Annotated in this window: 14 protein-coding genes; 10 read left to right on the top strand and 4 right to left on the bottom strand. The window is 62.4% G+C overall.

Going from position 1 to position 19,485, the window contains the following annotated elements:
- Positions 1–52: 52 nt before the first annotated feature.
- From JL2886_RS02005 to JL2886_RS01995, 3 genes are all read left to right on the top strand, one after another.
- Positions 53–3,082 (top strand): sarcosine oxidase subunit alpha family protein, encoded by a 3,030-nt coding sequence (locus tag JL2886_RS02005; RefSeq protein ID WP_065270485.1) that lies wholly within the window; start codon positions 53–55, stop codon positions 3,080–3,082.
- The gene (locus JL2886_RS02000) at positions 3,075–3,641 is read left to right on the top strand and encodes a sarcosine oxidase subunit gamma (protein WP_065270484.1); all 567 of its coding nucleotides are present in this window, start codon (positions 3,075–3,077) and stop codon (positions 3,639–3,641) included. Before JL2886_RS02005 ends, JL2886_RS02000 begins: the two co-directional genes overlap by 8 nt.
- Positions 3,642–3,773: 132 nt before the next feature.
- A complete protein-coding gene (locus JL2886_RS01995) occupies positions 3,774–4,184 on the top strand; it encodes a hypothetical protein (protein WP_133245340.1) in 411 nt (136 codons plus the stop codon).
- An 18-nt stretch (positions 4,185–4,202) separates the two neighbouring features.
- On the opposite strand, the gene JL2886_RS01990 is transcribed toward JL2886_RS01995, so the two are convergent.
- Complete coding sequence (locus JL2886_RS01990; protein ID WP_065273485.1) at positions 4,203–4,973, bottom strand: FkbM family methyltransferase; 771 nt, start codon at positions 4,971–4,973, stop codon at positions 4,203–4,205.
- A 133-nt stretch (positions 4,974–5,106) separates the two neighbouring features.
- Here JL2886_RS01990 and JL2886_RS01985 point away from each other — a divergent pair, with 133 nt between their 5' ends.
- Together JL2886_RS01985 and JL2886_RS01980 are read left to right on the top strand one after the other, a co-directional pair.
- Positions 5,107–5,706 (top strand): superoxide dismutase, encoded by a 600-nt coding sequence (locus JL2886_RS01985; protein WP_065270482.1) that lies wholly within the window; start codon positions 5,107–5,109, stop codon positions 5,704–5,706.
- Positions 5,707–5,850: 144 nt separating this feature from the next.
- Entirely contained in the window at positions 5,851–6,306 is a 456-nt protein-coding gene (locus JL2886_RS01980) for a host attachment family protein (protein WP_065273484.1), read from the top strand.
- 69 nt (positions 6,307–6,375) lie between these two features.
- Here JL2886_RS01980 and JL2886_RS01975 read toward each other — a convergent pair whose 3' ends face one another.
- A complete protein-coding gene (locus JL2886_RS01975) occupies positions 6,376–6,918 on the bottom strand; it encodes a TIGR00730 family Rossman fold protein (RefSeq protein WP_065273483.1) in 543 nt (180 codons plus the stop codon).
- Between the two features lie 121 nt (positions 6,919–7,039).
- Between JL2886_RS01975 and JL2886_RS01970 the strand changes: the two genes are divergently transcribed.
- The 3 genes from JL2886_RS01970 to JL2886_RS01960 all read left to right on the top strand — a co-directional run bounded on the left by JL2886_RS01970 (position 7,040) and on the right by JL2886_RS01960 (position 12,001).
- Positions 7,040–8,893 (top strand): LysM peptidoglycan-binding domain-containing protein, encoded by a 1,854-nt coding sequence (locus tag JL2886_RS01970; protein ID WP_082995965.1) that lies wholly within the window; start codon positions 7,040–7,042, stop codon positions 8,891–8,893.
- A 144-nt stretch (positions 8,894–9,037) separates the two neighbouring features.
- Positions 9,038–10,855: an ABCB family ABC transporter ATP-binding protein/permease gene (locus JL2886_RS01965; protein WP_065270481.1), complete on the top strand. Its 1,818-nt coding sequence runs from the start codon at positions 9,038–9,040 to the stop codon at positions 10,853–10,855.
- Positions 10,856–10,918: 63 nt separating this feature from the next.
- Positions 10,919–12,001 carry an endonuclease/exonuclease/phosphatase family protein gene (locus JL2886_RS01960; RefSeq protein WP_065270480.1) on the top strand — a complete coding sequence of 361 codons (1,083 nt, stop codon included), beginning with the start codon at positions 10,919–10,921 and terminating at the stop codon, positions 11,999–12,001.
- A 98-nt stretch (positions 12,002–12,099) separates the two neighbouring features.
- Here JL2886_RS01960 and JL2886_RS01955 read toward each other — a convergent pair whose 3' ends face one another.
- Both JL2886_RS01955 and JL2886_RS01950 read right to left on the bottom strand, forming a co-directional pair.
- Entirely contained in the window at positions 12,100–15,906 is a 3,807-nt protein-coding gene (locus tag JL2886_RS01955; protein WP_065270479.1) for an efflux RND transporter permease subunit, read from the bottom strand.
- Complete coding sequence (locus JL2886_RS01950; RefSeq protein WP_065270478.1) at positions 15,903–17,153, bottom strand: efflux RND transporter periplasmic adaptor subunit; 1,251 nt, start codon at positions 17,151–17,153, stop codon at positions 15,903–15,905. The genes JL2886_RS01955 and JL2886_RS01950 overlap by 4 nt, the downstream gene beginning before the upstream one ends.
- A 274-nt stretch (positions 17,154–17,427) precedes the next feature.
- On the opposite strand from JL2886_RS01950, the gene JL2886_RS01945 reads away from it, so the two are divergent.
- Both JL2886_RS01945 and JL2886_RS01940 read left to right on the top strand, forming a co-directional pair.
- On the top strand, positions 17,428–18,099 hold the full coding sequence (locus JL2886_RS01945; RefSeq protein WP_065270477.1) for a hypothetical protein: 672 nt from the start codon (positions 17,428–17,430) through the stop codon (positions 18,097–18,099).
- Positions 18,100–18,206: 107 nt separating this feature from the next.
- Positions 18,207–19,475, top strand: a complete 1,269-nt coding sequence (locus JL2886_RS01940; RefSeq protein WP_237028407.1) for a PQQ-like beta-propeller repeat protein — start codon at positions 18,207–18,209, stop codon at positions 19,473–19,475.
- Positions 19,476–19,485: the final 10 nt, after the last annotated feature.

Raw genomic sequence — 19,485 nt, 5'->3', positions numbered from 1 at the left:
TCGCGGGACACACACCGATTATCACCGCCTTTTATCGTGAAAGGTTCGCAGCATGAGCACGCGTCTTGCCAATCAGGGCCGGTTGATCGACCGCTCCAAACCCATCGAGTTCACCTTCAACGGCACGCGGATGACGGGCTATGCCGGGGATACGCTGGCCTCGGCCCTGCTCGCCAACGATCAGCTGCTGGTGGGCCGATCCTTCAAATACCACCGCCCGCGCGGGCTGGTTGCCTCGGGCGCGGAAGAGCCCAACGCGCTGGTCGGTCTCGGCACCGGGGCGCGGTTCGAACCGAACCAGCGCGCCACGACGACCGAGCTGTTCTCGGGCCTCAGCGCCCAGTCGCAGAACCACTGGCCCAGCCTTGAGTTCGACGTGGGCGTGGTGAACAACAAGCTGGCGCGGTTCCTGCCTGCTGGTTTCTATTACAAGACGTTCATCCACCCCAAACCCTTCTGGAAACACGTCTACGAGCCGATCATCCGCAAATCCGCAGGTCTGGGTCAGGCACCCGACCGCGAACTGAAGGACGCGGATACCTACGAACACTTCTATTTCTTTGCTGATGTTCTGGTTGTTGGCGGCGGTGTCGCAGGCCTTCAGGCGGCGCTGACGGCGGGCCGTTCGGGCGCCAAGGTGCTGGTGATCGAACAGAACGCCCATTGGGGCGGTCGGGCGCCGGTCGATGGCGGGACCATCGATGGCGACGATCCCGAAGCCTGGGTGGAACAGGCGCTGGCGGAACTCACCGCGATGGAGAACGTCACCCTGCGCAACCGCTGCATGGGTTCGGGCGTCTATGATCACGGCTATGCTCTGGGATACGAGCGGCTGACCGATCACACACCGGGGCAGGGTGGTCCGCGCCACCGCCTGTGGCGGATCCGTGCAAAACAGATCGTCACCGCAACTGGTGCCATTGAACGGCCGCTGTCCTTTGCTGGCAACGATGTGCCCGGCGTGATGCTGGCCGCAGCGATGCGCGACTACGTGGTGAACTGGGGCGCGACCCCGGGGCAGCGCGTGGTGGTAGCGACCAACAACGACGATGCCTATCGCACCGCGCTGGCGCTGCATGGTGCAGGCGTCGAGGTGGTACGGGTGCTCGACACCCGCGAAGCCGGTGGCGGCGCCCTGATGGATGAGGTCCGCGCGCTTGGTATCCGTGTCGAATGCGGCCGCGGCATCGCCAAGGTCAAGGACGGCAAACATGTGACCAAGGTCGCGATCTGCGCCCAGAACGGTCAGGGCGGCGCTCAGGAAGAGGTCGAAGCCGATGCAGTTGCGATGTCCGGCGGCTGGTCGCCGGTGGTGCACCTGTGGTCCCATTGCGGCGGCAAGCTGCTCTGGGATGATGCGCAGGCGCATTTCCGCCCCGATCCCTCCCGTCCGCCGCTCGGCGCAGATGGCGAAGGTTTCGTGGTGACCGCTGGCGCTGCCAGCGGCCCGCTGACACTGGATGCGGTGCTGGCCGATGGCGCCGAGGCCGGGGCCAAGGCCGCCGCTGCGGCCGGGTTCAAAGCCGATGCCACTGCCGCCAAGGGCGAAGCGCAGGACGAAGCGCCGATGCAGCCGGTCTGGCTGATGCCCGCCCGTGCGGAAATCAACCTGCGCATGAAGGCCTGGCTCGACTTCCAGAACGACGTCAAGGTTTCTGACGTGCAGCTGGCGGCCCGCGAAGGCTATGAAAGCGTTGAGCATACCAAGCGTTACACCACGCTTGGCATGGCGACGGATCAGGGTAAACTCAGCAATATCAACGGTCTGGCGATCCTTGCTGACAGTCTCGGATCGGAAATCCCGCAGGTGGGCACCACCACCTTCCGCCCGCCCTATCACCCCATTTCCATGGGTGCGATCGGCGGCGAGGCGCGCGGCGAGATCTTCCAACCCCTGCGCAAGACGCCGATGTACGACTGGCACGATGGCAATGGCGCCGACTGGGAACCGGTCGGCCACTGGCGCCGCCCCTACGCCTATGTGCGCAGCGGCGAAAGCGTGAAGGAGGCGGTCAACCGCGAGATCACCAACACCCGCCAGAACGTCGGGATGCTGGATGCCTCGACCCTGGGCAAGTTGATCGTCAAAGGCCCCGACGCCGGGCGGTTCCTCGACATGATGTACACCAACATGATGTCGACCCTGAAAGTCGGCAAATGTCGCTATGGTCTGATGTGCTCCGAGAACGGCTTCCTGTCGGATGACGGCGTGGTTGCCCGCATCGACGAGGACACTTGGCTGTGCCACACCACCACCGGCGGCGCCGACCGCATTCATGCCCATATGGAAGAATGGCTGCAGACCGAATGGTGGGACTGGAAAGTCTACGTGGCCAATGTGACCGAGCAATACGCTCAGATCGCGGTGGTCGGTCCCAAGGCGCGCAAGGTGCTGGAAAAGCTGAACGGCGCGGCCGGTGGCGGACTGGATGTCTCCAAGGAGGCGTTGCCCTTCATGGAATGGAAGGACGGAGAGATCGGCGGCTTCAAATGCCGGGTCTACCGGATCTCCTTCTCGGGCGAATTGTCCTACGAGATCGCAGTCGCCGCCTCTGATGGTCAGGCTTTCTGGGATGCGCTGATGGCGGCGGGGCAGGAGTTTGGCGTGATGCCCTATGGCACCGAATGCCTGCACGTGCTGCGCGCGGAGAAGGGCTTTATCATGATCGGGGATGAAACCGACGGTACGGTCATTCCGCAGGATCTGGGGCTGAACTGGGCGATTTCCAAGAAGAAGGAAGACTTCATCGGCAAGCGCGCGCAGCTGCGCAGCCATATGGCGGATCCGGAACGCTGGAAACTGGTGGGGCTTGAGACGACCGACGGGTCGGTGCTGCCGGACGGCGCCTACGCGGTCGGCAATGGCGTCAATGCCAATGGCCAGAAAAACACCATCGGCCGGGTAACCTCGACCTATTATTCCCCGACCTTGGGCAAGGGGATCGCGATGGGACTGGTGAAACACGGCCCCGACCGCATGGGAGAGGTTCTCGACTTCCCCGGCACCGATGGCACCATTTTCAAGGCACGGATCGTCGATCCGGTCTTCTACGACAAGGAAGGGGAAAAGCAGAATGTCTAATCCTGTGAGCGCCCTGGGCGGCGCCAGCTACGCCGGAATGGCCACGCTGGAAGAGGCCGGTCTGCAGGGGATGATCACCCTGCGCGGCGATCTGTCCTCCAAGACCCTGCAACAGGCGGTGAAGGTGGCCACCGGCGCAGATGTGCCGGCGCCTCGCCGGATCACCACCACCGAGAGCGGCGCCGTGGCCTGGATGTCCCCGGATGAGTTGCTGTTGCTGCTGCCATATGCCGACGCCGAAGCCAAGACCGTGGCGCTGGCAGAAGCTCTGTCGGGCGAGCACGCTCTGGCGGTGAATGTCTCTGATGCGCGGACTTTTTTCCACCTCTCGGGCGCAGGTGCGCGCGAGGTTCTGGGCAAGGTCTGTCCGGTGGATTTCGATGCGACAGCCTTCACCCCCGGCGATTTCCGCCGCACCCGCATGGCGCAGGTGGCTGCGGCCTTCTGGCTGGATGAAGAGGAGACCTTCCACATTGTCTGTTTCCGCTCTGTCGCGGGATATGTCTTCAACCTGCTGAAGGCGGCTGCGCACCCGCAATCGAAGGTTGGCGTCTACTGACCCCGGCCCTTCTGGGTTGTGCCAAATTGATCCATCCCATAACGTGTCCCGGGATCTCGGGGCACGTTTTTTGTTTTTAATCAGGTGTTTGTTTTGCTGTTTTGACGCTGAATTTTGAAGCAAGGATTGGACATGTTTAAAGTGACTATAGCAGCGGCTCTGTCGCTTTGCGCGCTGCCATTGGCCGCAGCAGGCGCGCCCATTGTTTATGAATGTGAATATACAGCCCATACCAGCTATGGCTGGATCCCGGACAAGGCCGCTTATGTGGTGGATGACGCCGCCGGAACCGCGATGGCCTACGATGCTTATATTCACCACGTCAATAAGGCCCCGTTGCCTGTGACATTCAGCGTGGTGAAGGAACGGAAATACCTCATGAAATGGACCCTGACGGGCTTGCCCGTTCGGGGAAATCGGACAGCCACGGCGACCTACACCGTGCGGCTTGATGCAGCGCGGTCCAAGGCGACGATCAGCGCGCGCGTTCATGGCGGAGACGGAAGTCACCGCGGCACCGGCGCGTGTAAGCGGGTCAAATAATCTGCCCCGCAGGACGCGTCACTTGAACAGAAACGTGGGGAATTGCGTCAAGGCGCGGGTGGTGGTGAGAGCCTCAAACCCGGCCTGCGCCCCATTGTCAGGGTGGCATTCGCCGTAAAAGGACAGAAGATCGGCCAGCTCTGCCATCCGCGCCTTGCGGGTCTCTTCCGGCAGGAATGGCGCGTGGGTGGACAGGTAGAGCGCCGGGCGCTGCTCTTTCAGCCAGGGGATCATCTGCGGCAGCACGTCGAATTCGGCGCCTTCGATATCAAGCTTGACCAGCGAAACGCGCGACAGATCCGCTTTTGCCGCGAAATCCTGCCAGCCGATGGTCATCACATCAGATCCGTGATCGCCATCGTTCAGAAGGCTGCTCATGCTGTCTCCGGCTTCGCCACCAAAAGATGCCATGCGCGCCAGACCGAAGCCTTGGCTGATCGCCACGGAAAAGGCCGAGACATTGTCGATGGCGTTCAGCTCCAGGTTCCAGGCCAGATGGCGGAAGGCAACGGGGTCAGGTTCAAAACACATCACCCGCCGTGCCTTGTGCGCGCCGTATAGGACGGTGGGGCCGATCCAGGCGCCGATGTCGAGGTAATCGTGGTCCTTGCCCAGATGGGCATCCAGCACCTGAAAGGTCTCCGGCTCCCACTTGCCTGCCGCGGCCTTGCGCCAGAACTTGGAATGGTAGGGATCCAGCCGAAAGGGAACGCCGTTCAACTGACCTGCATAGTGGCCCCGCATGCGGTAGAGCGCTTTGCGGGCGCGGATCCAGGCCTCGGCGATCATGGCGGTCTCTCCCATTTGCGCACATAGACGTCGCAGTCAGATGGCGCGGATTTCTTGTCTAGGCCCTTGACCTGCCGAATGCTGCGCCGCATGTATCTGCATAGGAACGCAACAAAATTGACAGGGGTCCGATATGGCTTTTGAACTTCCCGATCTTCCTTATGCACATGATGCGCTGGCTTCCAAGGGCATGTCCGCCGAAACCCTGGAATACCACCACGATCTGCACCACAAGGCCTATGTCGACAACGGCAACAAGCTGATCGCCGGTACTGAATGGGACGGCAAGACGCTGGAAGAGATCATTGTCGGCACCTACGACAAATCCGCCGTCGCCCAGAACGGCATCTTCAACAACATCTCCCAGCTGTGGAACCACAACCAGTTCTGGGAAATGATGGGTCCGGGCGCCTCCGCGATGCCGGGTGAGCTGGAAAAGGCACTGGTCGAAAGCTTCGGCTCGGTTGACAAGTTCAAGGAAGAATTCTCGGCCGCAGGCGCAGGTCAGTTCGGCTCCGGCTGGGCTTGGCTGGTAAAAGATACCGATGGCGCCCTGAAAGTCACCAAGACCGAGAATGGCGTGAACCCGCTGTGCTTTGGCCAGACCGCGCTGCTGGGTTGTGACGTGTGGGAGCATTCCTACTACATCGATTTCCGCAACAAGCGCCCGGCCTACCTGACCAACTTCCTGGACAACCTGGTCAACTGGGAAAACGTCGCTTCGCGCATGTAATCCGCGACAGGATACGAGATACGAAACCCGCGCCGGACCGGCGCGGGTTTTTTCGTGGCAGTTTGATACGCGTCAAGGTTCCCTGCCATGTTTTCCGGTTGGCTGGCGGCACAGAGGAAGCGGAACGGAGGAAAGGGAACACGCATGATTAAATTGCCCAAAGGACTATGGATCATCGTTGCAGACGGCCAGAAGGCGCTGTTTCTGGAGAACGTCAGCGATACGGTAGATGCGGATCTGCGCGTGATGCGCGCCGACGAGATCGCCAACCCGCCGAACGGAGCGCAAGGGTCAGAGGCACCCGGACGGCTCAGCGGGGCAGCAGGAGCTGCGCTTGGCGCGGTTGAACCTGCGGACTGGCATCAGATGGCCGAAGATGACTTCGCTGCCGGGGTAGCATCGCTGGTCAACAAATGGGTGGCCGCCGGGGCCTGCTCCGGGCTGGTTTTGATTGCACCGCCGCGCAGCCTTGGCGCGCTGCGCCCCGAGCTAAGCGGGGATGCCGGCAAACTGCTGATTGCGGAACTGCCGAAAGATCTAACCAAACACCCGGTGCCAGAAATTGCCGAGGCCGTGAAAACTGCGCTGGCACCTGTTTGAGTGATCTCTGTCCCCGTTTTGCCGGGGCCAGGGGGCTGGGTTTGGTCCTGAACCGGAGTGCCTTCCGGTTCAGGAGTTCAGCTTGGCCAGTGCTTCTTCAGCGCTGTCGACCCAGGTCAGGTAATCCTGCATCTCTGCGCCCGCAAATTCCTGTGCCACCACGTGCTCCAGAAGGTCGCGCAGCTTGTCCCAGTAGCCATCGGTGTTGACCACGATGATCGGTTTGTCGTGCAGGCCCAGCTGGCGCCAGGTCAGCACTTCGAACAACTCGTCCAGCGATCCCGGGCCGCCGGGCAGCACCACCACGGCGTCGGCGTTATAGAGCATGACCTTCTTACGCTCATGCATGGTTTCGGTCACCACATAGGTTGTGAGATCCGATTTGCCGACCTCGCGTCGTTCCAGATGCACCGGGATCACCCCAAAGGTTTCACCACCTGCAGCCTGCGCCGCCCGGGCAACGGTGCCCATCAGGCCGACGTCTCCGGCGCCGTACACGAGCCGCTGACCTTGTGCGGCGAGCCCTTTTCCAAGGGTCTCGGCGGCTGCGGCATAGCTGGCCATTGCTCCAAAACGTGATCCGCAATACACACAGACGGATTTTATGCTCATGAGATAGCCTTTCGACAGGGTTTGGCAGCGAAACAGGTATGTTGTTTTGACCCCAGATACCCCCATTGGTAGGCTGGCTCAACCAAGCGAGGGAAAACATCTCGCACAAGGAAGGAACAAGATGGCGCAAACATCTGGAAGTGGGGGGCTCAGCCCCCTGGCGATGGGAGGTATTGCTTCTGTCGTCGTGATCGTGGGCGGCGTCGTGCTGATGCAGCTGGGGGTGTTTGACCGGGGCGAGGGGCCTGACGAGGCCGCATCGCGCACGGTGGTGCAGCCCGAGGTGACGGTGTCCCCTGCGGCCAAAGAGCCGGTTGGCGTGACCACCACGGTTGACACCGCCAATTCCGCGGCTGAACCTGAAACTGCGACCGCTCCGGAAAGCGCGCCTGAACCTGCGACCGATGCGCCGCAGCAGGCAGCCGCAGAGGATGCGGCCCCTGCGGCAGTTGAGGAGACGGCAGAAGCCGAAGCCGAGATCATCGCGCCGACAGAGGCACCCGAGGCACCGGCAGAGACCGCCGCCGTCGTCGAAACCGCGGAGCCAACAGAGACAGGTAAGAGCGAAACGGCGGTAGTCCAGGCACCTGAGGCAGAGGTTCCCGCAGCGGATGAAAGCGACACCGTTGCAGATACGCCAAAGGCGGATGTTGCTGATACCGCGACCGAGGAGGCAGCCGTTTCTGAAGACCCCGCCACCACCGCAGAGGCGCCCGTGGAAGAGGCGGCGCCGCTGTTGGAAGCGCCGACGCTGGATCTGGTGCGGGTCGACCCCGACGGTGCCCTGGTGGTTGCAGGTCGTGCGCAGGCCGGAGCCGCGGTCGAGGTACTGCTGGATGGTACGGTTCTGGAACAGACCGAGGTTCAGGGCAGCGGCGATTTCGTGATATTTTCCAGTATCCTGCCCAGCGACCAGCCGCGGGTGATCTCGCTTCTGGCGCGGTTCGAGGATCAGAAGCAACCCTCTGAGGATCAGTTCATTTTGGCACCGATCTCAGCGGCGCCAGAGCCGCAGGTGGCGGATGCCGAGGATGCCGCGAAGCCCAAGGCCGAGCCTGCGGCAGTATCCGAGGACACCGCAGCCCCGCAGAGCGAAGAGGCCGTGGAGGTTGCGCAGGTTGAAACATCTGAGGCCGTTTCACAGGAACAGTCGACTGAGCAGAGCGGAGCGCCCGCTCCGGTCGCAGCCGAGGGAGAAGTACAGCCCGTCGTAGCCGAAACCACCACGCCGCAGGTCGAGGCGGAAACGGCAGCACCGGAGCAACCGGTGGAGGCTGAGGCCGCACAGCTCGAGGTGGCAACCGCGGAGGGCGAGACCGGCACTGTTGGCCCCGACGATACCACACCGCCCCAAAGCGAGCCGGTGGCCGATGAAACACTCGCCAGCGCGGAAACCGTTCCTGCGCCGCAGCCGGAGCCAACGGCGGTTGCCGTGCTGAGGGCCGGTGCAGATGGTGTAGAGCTGGTGCAGCCCGCTACGCCGGTTCTGAATGGCAAGGTCGTGCTAGATACCATCAGCTATTCCGACAGCGGCGAGGTACTGCTGGCTGGGCGTGGCCGCGCGGATGCCTTGGTGCGGGTCTACGTGGACAATGCGCTCAAGACCGAATTCCTCGTGGCCGAGGATGGCCGCTGGGGCGGCGCGCTGGCTGCCGTGGAACCGGGCATCTACACTCTGCGTCTGGATGAAATTTCCGCTAGCGGCGAAGAAGTCCTGAGTCGTCTTGAAACCCCCTTCAAACGCGAGGCGCCCGAGGTGCTGCAACCGCAGACGCAGCAGCCGGGACAGGCGCCGGATCAGCCGGTTCCGCTGGTACGGGCCATCACGGTGCAAAAGGGCGATACCCTTTGGGCGATCTCGCAGGAACGCTATGGCAGCGGGTTCCTTTATGTCCGGGTGTTCCAGGCCAACCAGGATGCGATCCGCGATCCCGACCTGATCTATCCCGGGCAGGTGTTCAACCTGCCGGACTGATTTGTTCGGTGTACCAGAAACGCGCCGTGTCCCCAGCCACAGGGGGCGCGGCGTATCCTTTCCAAGCTTCGTGTTAGGGGTATGTAGTAGGCGTTACGCATCAGACATCGCCAGCCCGCCGGAAGGCCCAGCCGTAGGAACGCCATGAGACGATCCCCCACCACCATCGATTCCATCTCGGCCGAGGAACGCCGCTCAAGCCTGCGCACCCTGCGCAAGGTGGTTCCTTACCTGTGGCCCGCAGACCAGAAGAGCGTGAAATACCGGGTCGTGCTGGCCATGGTGGTGTTGATCCTGGCCAAGCTAATCGCCGTTTATACGCCGGTTCTGTACAAGGGCGCGGTGGATGCGTTGGCGGGTGAAGGCGTTCCGCCGCTGGCGCTCGGCGCGGTGGGGCTGACCGTCGCCTATGGTGTGGCGCGGGTGCTGACGAACGGATTCCAACAGCTGCGGGATGCGGTGTTTGCGCCTGTCACCCAGCGGGCGCTACGCGGTCTGGCGCTGGAGACATTTCAGCACATTCACCGACTGTCGATGCGCTATCATATCACCCGCAAGACCGGCGGATTGTCCCGGATCATCGAACGCGGGGTCAAGGGCGTCGAATTCCTGCTGCGGTTCCTCTTGTTCTCCATCGGTCCGCTGGTGCTGGAACTGGTGCTGGTGGCCATCATTCTGACGGTGCTGTTCGACGCGCGCTATCTGCTGGCAGTTGGGATCACCATTGCGCTTTATGTCTGGTTCACGCTGGCGGTCACCGAATGGCGGGTGAAACTGCGCCGCGAGATGAACAAGCAGGACACTGACGCCAACCAAAAGGCGATCGATAGTCTGCTGAATTTCGAAACGGTCAAATATTTTGGGGCTGAAGAGCGCGAGGCGGCCCGCTATGACGGGGCCATGCGTGCCTATGCGCAGGCGGCGCTGAAGACCGCCTATTCGCTGGCCTTCCTGAACTTTGGCCAGAGCGTGATCATCACCGGTGGTTTGATCACGGTAATGGTGATGGCGGCCATCGGCGTGCAGAACGGCAGCCTCAGCGTTGGTGATTTTGTGATGGTCAACGCCTATATGGTCCAGATCACAGTGCCCCTGAACTTCCTCGGCTCGGTCTATCGGGAAATCCGCCAGAGCCTCGTCGATATGGGCGAAATGTTCGACCTGCTGGAACAGCCGCCGGATGTGAAGGACCGTCCGAATGCGGCTGAGCTGAAGGTCAGCAAGGGGCATATCCGGTTGGAGGATCTGCATTTCGGTTATGACCCGGAGCGCGAGATCCTGAAGGGCATCACCATGGAGGCCAAACCAGGTGAGACGGTGGCCATCGTCGGCTCCACCGGGTCCGGCAAATCCACCATCGGGCGGCTGTTGTTCCGGTTTTACGATGTCACCGGCGGCGCCCTAACCATCGACGGGCAGGATGTGCGCAACGTCAGCCAGAAAAGCCTGCATGCCGCAATTGGCGTTGTGCCGCAGGACACGGTGCTGTTCAACGACACCATCCGCTACAACATCGCCTATGGCCGCGATGGCGCCACCCAGCAAGAGATCGAAGACGCCGCTCGGGCGGCGCAGATCCATGATTTCATCGCCGGTCTTCCGCAGGGCTATGACACTCAGGTGGGCGAACGTGGGCTGAAGCTGTCGGGCGGTGAAAAACAGCGCGTCGGCATTGCCCGTACCCTACTGAAGGACCCGCCGATCCTGCTGCTGGACGAGGCAACTTCGGCGCTGGATACCGATACCGAGCGCGAGATCAAGGAAGCGCTGGCGCGGGCCGGGCAGGGGCGCACGGTGATCACTATCGCGCACCGCCTCTCCACCGTCGCCGAGGCGGACCAGATCGTGGTGCTGGAGCAGGGGGAGATCGCGGAAGCAGGCTCTCACGAGGATCTTCTTGCGCGCGGTGGCCGTTATGCCCATCTGTGGCAGCGCCAGCAAGCGGATCAGGATGTCGCCTGAGCCCGTCAGAGCGGGTGGCGTTCCAAAGGCGCGCGGCAGGGTGAACGGGATAAAGAGTGTAAGATGAACGTGATACTGGACTGGGCTCTTTTTCTGTTCATCTGCGCAGTGCCGCTTTTGACCCTGCTGCCGCTGCTGCGGCACGAAGGCTGGTGGGTGCGGGGCTTTGAATTCCCGGCCTTGCAGATCACTACGGTCACCGTTGCTGCCTTGCTGGCCTATGTCTGGGTCTACGGCTGGCAGGGGCAGGGCGATAAAGCGCTGATCGTTCTGTTGCTGCTTTGCTCGGCGCTGCAGTGCGTACGGATCATCCGCTATACGCGGCTTTTTCCCTATCAGATCCAATCGGCGCGGCAGATGCGCCCTGACGATCAGTTGAACCTTCTGGTGGCCAACGTCCTGATGACCAACCGCAACGCGCAGCCGCTGCTGGACCTGATCCGCGAGACACAGCCGGATCTGGTCCTGACAGTGGAGACGGACGCGTGGTGGGAAGAACAACTGGAGCAGATCGAGGCGGGGTATCCTTACAGGGTCAAACAGCCGCTTGATAACCTCTACGGCATGCATCTTTATTCCCGGCTCGAGTTGATCGACCCGCAGGTCCACTTTCTGGTGGAGGAGGGCGTGCCCTCGATGCATGGCTCCGTGGTTCTTGCTTCGGGACAGCGTGTTGCCTTGCATTGCCTGCACCCGGCGCCACCCAGCCCGACGGAGAACCCGACCTCTGCCGAACGGGATGGAGAGCTGTTGCTGGTGGCCAAGACCATTGACGCCAGCGCGGGACCGGTGGTGGTCATGGGGGATCTCAACGATGTGGCCTGGTCGGCATCGACCCGGCTGTTCCAAAAGTTGAGCGGTCTTTTGGATCCGCGCATCGGGCGGGGGATCTTCAGCACCTTTCACGCAGGCTACCCGCTGCTGCGCTGGCCGCTGGATCACGTCTTCTGCTCGGGCGATTTCACGCTGGTTTCGATGAAGCGGCACCGCAACATCGGCTCGGATCACTTTCCCATTCAGGTGGTTCTGCAGCACACGCCGCGGGCGCGTCAGCTGCACCCGGAACCTTCGCCCGGCCCAGGCGATGAAGAGCTGGCGCAGAAGAAGATTGAAAACGTATCCGCGGATGAAACCGCCCTGCTGTAAGTCGTGCGGGCGCCAGAGGCGCAATGCTGCGCAGAGAAAAGAAAGGCCCCGCACCTGCGAGGCCCTTTTTCAACTGGTTATCTGCGCAGACACGGCGTTTACTCCGCTGCGCGCAGGGCGGGGCCTGTGCCCGGTCCTGTGTCGGGCTCGCTGTCGTCTGCCGGGCTCCTGTCGATCTCTTCCCAGAGCAGCTCGGTCGTGGGCAGTTTGCGCGCTTTCTTGGCCAGACGCATATCCTGCGCGATCCGGCTGGACCGGCCACCGGTGATGCGCGCCAGCAGGCGGCCCATCCACGACAGGTAGGTCGACAGCCACACCCGGATCGACAGCAGCGATGGCGTCACCACCAGCGTCAGCACGGTGGCAATGCCAAGGCCAAAGACCACGGCGGTCGCCAGCTGTTTCCACCACAGCGCGGTGGGGCTGTTGATGGAGTAGCCACCGTCGATGAAGTCGAGGCTGATGCCGAACATCATTGGAGCCAGACCGGCCATGGTGGTGACGGTGGTCAGCAGCACGGGACGGATGCGGGCCTCGGCGGTGCGGATGATCGCCTCGATCCGAGGCATGTGCTGGCTGAACTCCTGATAGGTGTCGATCAGAACAATGTTGTTGTTCACCACGATCCCCGCGAGCGCCACGATACCCGTGCCCGTCATGATGATCGAGAACGGCTGCTGCATCACCATCATGCCGATCAGTACCCCGGTGGTGGAGAGCACCACCGCCAGCAGCACCAGCGCCGAATTGTAGAAGCTGTTGAACTGCGCCAGAAGGATCACGAACATCAACCCCAGCGCCCCGGCAAAGGCCTTGGACAGGAAGGCGCCGCTTTCCTCTTGCTCCTCCTGATCGCCGGTCCATTCCCATGTGATGGATTTGGGGAAGGGATCGGTGTCGAGCCAGGTGGTGATGGCAGCCAGCCGTTCATTGGCGTTAACCGGCAGGATCCGGGCGTTCTCTGCGACGGCGGTGCCGAGCTCTTCAGCCGTATCGGCCTGATCCAGAGCGAAGATCGTATAGCGGTTGCCATTGGCAGCGGTGATTTGCCCCTCGGCCACCGTCACTGTGTCGGGGACCGCTTTTAGCAGGCCCAGGACCCTGTCCTCGCCAGTCTCGGGATCGGCTATGACGACTTTGCTGAGACCCGGCTCCACATCCGCCTTCACATCATAATACCGCTGCTGCTGCACGCGGCTGATCTGCGCCAGTTTCGGAACCGGCTGGCGGGTGATGAAGTTGCTGAGCGGAACCAGGCCATCGGTGGTGCGGACCTTGAGGTTGTCCAGCGTCGACAGCACACGATCTTCATCGGGCAGGCGCACGCGGATCTCGATTTCCTCATCCGAGCTGTCCACTCGCATGGTGTCGAGCAGGATACCACGTGTCACCAGCTGCACCATGGCGCCCACGGTGGCCACATCGGCGCCATAGCGGCCCGCCTTTTCCACATCCACGTCGATCTGCCAGTCGATACCGGGCAGGGGCAGGGTGTCCTCAACCAGCGTCAGCCCCGGCATTTCGTCGAAATAGGCGCGCGCGGTTTCGGTGGCGGATGTCAGGTCCTCCCAGCCGTCGCCCTTGATCCGCAGATGGATGGGTTTGCCCGACCCGGGGCCTTGCTCCAGCGCCTTTAATTCGGCCACAAAGCCCGGCAGTTTTTCCAGCTCGGCGTTCAGTTCGTCGATTACCGTATGGCCGTCATAGGCCGAAGCAGTCACCTCGCGGGTCAGCAGACCAAAGAACCAGGTTTCCGTCTGCGTCGGGCGATCTTCCCAGGGGATGATTTCGAACTGGACCTGACCAACGGTATCCTGCGGCGATTGCCCGCCGCCGGGGCCACCGGTATCAAGACCACCTTCACCCGCAAAAGAGAAGACGTTGATCACCGCCGGATGCGCCTTGATGACCTCTTCGGCCTGGCGCACCATCTCGTCCTTTTCATGCAGCGAGATATTGCCACGTGCCCTCACAAATGCCGTGGCTTGCTCCGGTTCGGATTCCACGAAGAACTCGACGCCATAGTTGTTCTCGCTGAACATCTGGAACACCGTCATGATGCTGAAGGCAACCGCGGCGATCGTGACCAGAGGCATGATGGGATTGCCCGCGATGAACTTGATGAAATAGCCGAACGGCGTATGGCGGTAGCCTGCAGAGACCACCTTTGGTTTGCGCTCGATCCGGGCTGCACCCAGCGCGGTGGAGGCGGCAAAGGCCGACAGCACAAAGACCAGCGCGCCAAAGAGCGGCGGGATGGCACCGGGCATGGCGGCAGCAGCGGCGTCGGGCAGCAGGTAGCCCGGGTTCAGCATCTGCATCAGACCGGCGAACATGCCCCAGATCGGCGGCGGCACCAGCAGCGCCCGTGCCCACCATGGCAGCACAACGCGCAGGCCTTGCGAGGTGCCTTCGAACACCCGGCTAATACGACCGGAGACGCCGCCCATGACCGGCAGGTAGACCAGCGCCACCACCAGCGATGCGGAGAGCACGAAGATCAGTGTCACCGGCAGCATGCCCATGAACTCACCCGGCACACCGGGCCAGAACAGCATTGGCAAGAAGGCGCAAAGCGTCGTCGCGGTCGAGGAGACAACCGGCCAGAACATGCGCTGCGCAGCCTCCACATAGGCGTGCATCGGGCCGGTGCCTTCGCTGATGCGTTTGTCGGCGTATTCCACCACCACGATGGCGCCATCGACCAGCATGCCCACGGCAAGGATCAGACCGAACATCACGATGTTGGAGACAGAGATTCCCATCACTGCCAGCAGTGCAAAGCACAACAGGAAAGAGGTTGGAATGGCAAAGCCCACCAGCAGCGCCGCCCGGCTGCCAAGCGAGGACAGCACCACGATCATCACCAGCGCAATCGCGGTCAGTACCGAGCCTTCCAGCTGGCTGACCATGGAGCCGACCACGCGGCTCTGATCGTTGGAGGTACCAAGCGAGATCGCCGCGCGCAGTTCTGCGGGCCATTTCTCCTCGGATTTGGCGATGGCTTCTTTCACCAGATCCACTGTGTCGATCAGGTTGAACCCTTTGCGTTTGACCACTTGCAGGGCAACGGTGTCTTCGCCGTCGAACCGTGCGGTGCCTTCGCGATCTTCGAAGGTATAGTTGATCTGCGCCAGTTCCCCCAGCTTGACCACCCGGTCGCCGTTGGTCTTGATCGGCAGGGCGTAGATGTCGCGCACATCGTCAAAGGACGACGGGATCTTGATCGAGAAGGTGCCTTGCGCGGTTTCAACCTCTCCCGCCGCGATCAGCTGGTTGTTGTTCTGCACCACGTTGATCAGTTCAAGCGCAGTCACGTTGTAGGATTCCAGCCGCAGCGGGTCGATCACCACCTCGACCATCTCATCGCGGTTGCCCGCGATGGGGGCCTCCAGCACCGCATCCAGCGATTCCAGATCGTCCTGCAGATCCTTGGCGATGCGCGCCATGGTCCGTTCCGGCACATCGCCGGTCAGGTTGACGATGACGATGGGGAATTCGGAAAAGTTGATTTCCTTGATGACGTATTGCTCAGCCGCCGACGGGAAATCCGCCTGCGCTGTGTTCATCGCATCGCGCACATCGGCGATTGTGGCGCTCTTGTCCCAGCCAAAGTCGAACTCCAGCAGCACACCCGCGTAATTCTCCGCCGCGGTGGAGGTCATTTCCTTCAGCCCGTCCAGATCGACAAGCTCCGATTCCATCGGCTTGACCAGCAGACTTTCGCTGTCTTCGGCGGAAATGCCGGGAAACTGCACCGAGACGTGCAGCATCGGAATGTCGATGTCCGGCTCGCCTTCTTTTGGAAGGCTGACATAGGCAAACCCGCCCACCAGGAGCGAGATCACGATGAAGGCCAGAACCATACGGGCCCGGTCTGCGGCCCAGGAGACTATGCCGGTCATTGCATCGCCTCCTGATAGGTGGGCGCAACGGGCACCCCTTCGGTGACGAAGTCCTGACCGACGACGATCACGTCAGCCTTTTCCGGCAGGCCGCTGACCCAGACGCCCTCGGCCGTGTCGCGCAGAAGGGATACCAGAACGAAACCGGCGGTCTGATCCTCGCGCACGATCCGCACGCCGAGCCGCCCATCGTTGTTGAGAGTCAGCGCCGATTGCGGCAGCAGATGCGCCTTGGTGCCCTCTGCGGAGATCACGATATCGGCGGTCTGCCCGTCGCGGATCTTCAGGTCGGGGTTGTCGACGGTGATTTCGACCTCAAAGGTGCGTGTGGTCGGATCAGCCGAGCGGCTGACGAATGTAACCTCGCCCTGAACCCGCGCGCCATTGGCCAGTTCGGCCCCGGCCAGCGCGCCAAGATGCACCCGGTTGACTTCGGTTTCCGGCACAAAGCCCACCACCTTGATGGTGTCCAGCTGGATGACGGTCGCACAAAGGCTGCCCGGCTGCATCAGGCTGCCGATTTCTGCGGTGTCGCTTTCCAGGAGGCCATCAAAAGGCGCGGTAATACGCAGCCGGTCGATTTCCTTGCTGGTGGAGGCGACCAGCGCCAGCGCGGATTCGATGCCCGCACGCGAGGTTTCCAGACCACCCTGCGCCGCAGCGATCCCGGCAACGGCCGTGCGTTCGGCCGCCCGCGCCGCCGCCAGCCGTGTTTCCGAGGCATAGCCTTCCTGCGACAGTTTTTCCGCAGCCGTCAGGTTGATGGTCGCTTCCTTGAGCCGGGCGTTGGCTTCTTCCAGCTTGGCTTCGGCTTCGGGGGTACGGGCTCGCGCTTCGAGCAGACGGGCCTGCGCTTCCTGGTGCGCGGCCAGCCGGGTGCCCGGATCCAGCTCGCACAACAGATCGCCCGCCTTGACCTGCGTGCCCTTGCGCAGCGGCTCTGACAGCACGGTGGATGTTGTTTCGGCCTTGACCTCGACCTGACGTGCGGCCTGTGTCTGGCCGCGCAGGATCACAGCGCTGTCGAGCGGCCGCGCTTCGCTGCGTTTGACGACGACGCCGACGCGTTTTTCTGCAGTGACCGTGACACTCGCCGCGCCTTCGGCAGAGGGTTCGCTTTCAACGGTCTCTGTTGCTTCGGCTGCAGTCTCGCCACGGGCGAAGGCAAACAGATCCTCCCGCTGCAGGACCAGGAAATACAGTCCGGCGGTGACGGCAATCGCGGTCAGAAGGGGTATCAAACGCATTTCGGGCCTTTCTCAAATAACACTGAGCAAGCCGCAGCCATTGGCTCGGCTTTCCAAGAGGGTTCCGCCAGACACCCGGGAAAAAGTCATAGTAAGCATGTAGGCATTGTCCATACTAAACAAAGCAGTTCACTTCATATTTTTACCCATTGTTTCAGGCTTGCGCACGGATTGCCGGATATTGCGGCTCTTGGCTTGTACCCGAAGGCGCGTTAAGAGAGGCGTCACGTGAGACAATTTTCCGGCACAGACCGGGCATATCGGGGACATTTTCATGAGCGACACCGACAGCTTTATCGAAGAGGTGACCGAAGAGGTGCGCCGGGACCGCCTGTTCCTGATGCTGAAACGCTATGGCTGGATCGGTGGTCTGGCCGTGGTGGTCATCGTGGGCGGTGCCGCCTATCGCGAATATAACAAGGCGCAGGAACTCGCCGCAGCGCAGGCGCTTGGCGATGGCATGATTGCCGCGCTGGCAGCTGATGAACCCGCAGACCGCGCCGAGGCACTGGCGCAGGTGGCCGCTGGCTCTGAAACCGGCGCTGCCGTGGCCAAGATGATGCGCGCAGGCGCCCTGGCCGAAGCCGAGGATACCGAGACCGCCGTTGCGGTCCTCAGTGAAGTCGCCACCGATGGCGAACTGCCGCTGGTTTACCGTCACATCGCCAGCTTCAAGGCGCTGGCCCTGCAGGCAGAGACGCTGAGCCTTGAAGAACGCCGCCTGCAATATGAGGCCCTGGCACAGCCCGGTGCACCTTTGTCGCTGCTGGCGTCCGAGCAACTTGCACTGCTGGACATCGAAGCCGGTGAGACCGAGGCCGCAATCGCGCGTCTGCAGGCGATTACGGCGGATGCGACTGTCAGCCGGGACTTGCAAGACCGCGCAACTCAAGTGATTGTAGCACTTGGTGGAAAACCGGACGCGGCAGACGCGCCGGAAGGTTAAAAGGCGCCGCGCGGAATGTGCGCGGAGAGGGAAACGAATTGCGGGGCAGGGCAATGACGGCAGCTAAATCCATTTCTCGCGCGCGGGCGCTTTTTTGCGGTAGCGCGATGGCTCTGGTTCTGGCCGCCTGCGCCGAACCCGAGGTGATCCTGCAAGGGCAGCGCGAAGACATCCGTCCCGATGCCAATATCCAGGTGGTCAACCAGTCGCGGCCAATTTCCCTGCCCAGCCAGACCGTCAACGCTTCCTGGGCGCAGACGCACGGGCTTCCGGCGCAGCGCACCGCGCATCCGGCGCTGTCGACGGCGCCGCAATTGCAGTGGGCCGTTTCCATCGGCGAGGGCGACAGCCGCCGCCAGCGTATCACGGCCCGCCCCGTTGTGGCTGATGGGCGTATTTACACGCTGGACAGCGCGGCCCGCGTCAGTGCGGTGTCTCCCTCTGGTCAGCTTCTGTGGCAAAGCGATCTGATTCCCGCCCGCGAAAGCGAAGGTCAGGCAACCGGCGGCGGCATGGCCTATGACAAGGGTGTTCTTTACATCTCCTCTGGCTATGGCGTTCTGACCGCGCTGGAGGCCAGCACCGGCAAACAGATCTGGCGTCAAAAACTGGAAGCCACCGGTTCGGGCGAGCCGATGGTGCGTGACGGGCTGGTTTATCTGGTGGCCGGGGATGATACCGGTTGGGCCGTCAACACCTCTGATGGCCGCATCGCATGGCAGGTCGAAGGCGTTCCGAGCCCCTCGAACGTGCTGGGCGCACCGTCGCCAGTGATTGCCGGGGATTACGTCATCTTTGCCTTTGGTTCCGGCGATCTGGTCGCCAGCTTCCGCCGTGGCGGTGTGCGCCGCTGGAACGCCTCAGTGGCGGGGCAGCGCGTCGGCACCACGCTGGCGCGGATCAGCGATGTCACCGGTGCGCCAGTGGTGGTCGGAAACCGTGCCTTCGTGGGGAACCATTCGGGCCGCACCGTGGCGATCGATACCAACAATGGCGATCGCATCTGGACAGCACAGGAAGGGGCCATCGGGCCGGTTTGGCCTGCCGGAGGCAGCCTGTTCCAGATCAGCGACCGCAACCAGCTCCTGCGTCTGGATGCCTCCAGCGGAGAGGTGATCTGGGCTGTGGACCTGCCGGGCTATCTGAAGGACAAGCCTTCTAAACGCGGCGCTGTGGTGGCCCACTATGGTCCGGTGCTGGCAGGTGGTCAGGTGATCATCACCTCCAACGATGGTCAGATTCGCATGTTCGATCCCCGTGACGGCAACCTGACGCGCAGCATCGAGGCCCCCGGCGGCGCGACGACCGCGCCGGTTGTTGCGGGCAAGACCCTTTATGTGGTTTCCTCGAAAGGGGAGCTTCTCGCCTTCCGTTAAAGCGTCGATC

The sequence above is a fragment of the Phaeobacter gallaeciensis genome, assembly GCF_001678945.1.
Lineage (GTDB): Bacteria > Pseudomonadota > Alphaproteobacteria > Rhodobacterales > Rhodobacteraceae > Phycobacter > Phycobacter gallaeciensis_A.
Note: the sequence above shows the minus strand (reverse complement) of the source record. Positions and strands in the feature narration are given on the sequence as shown.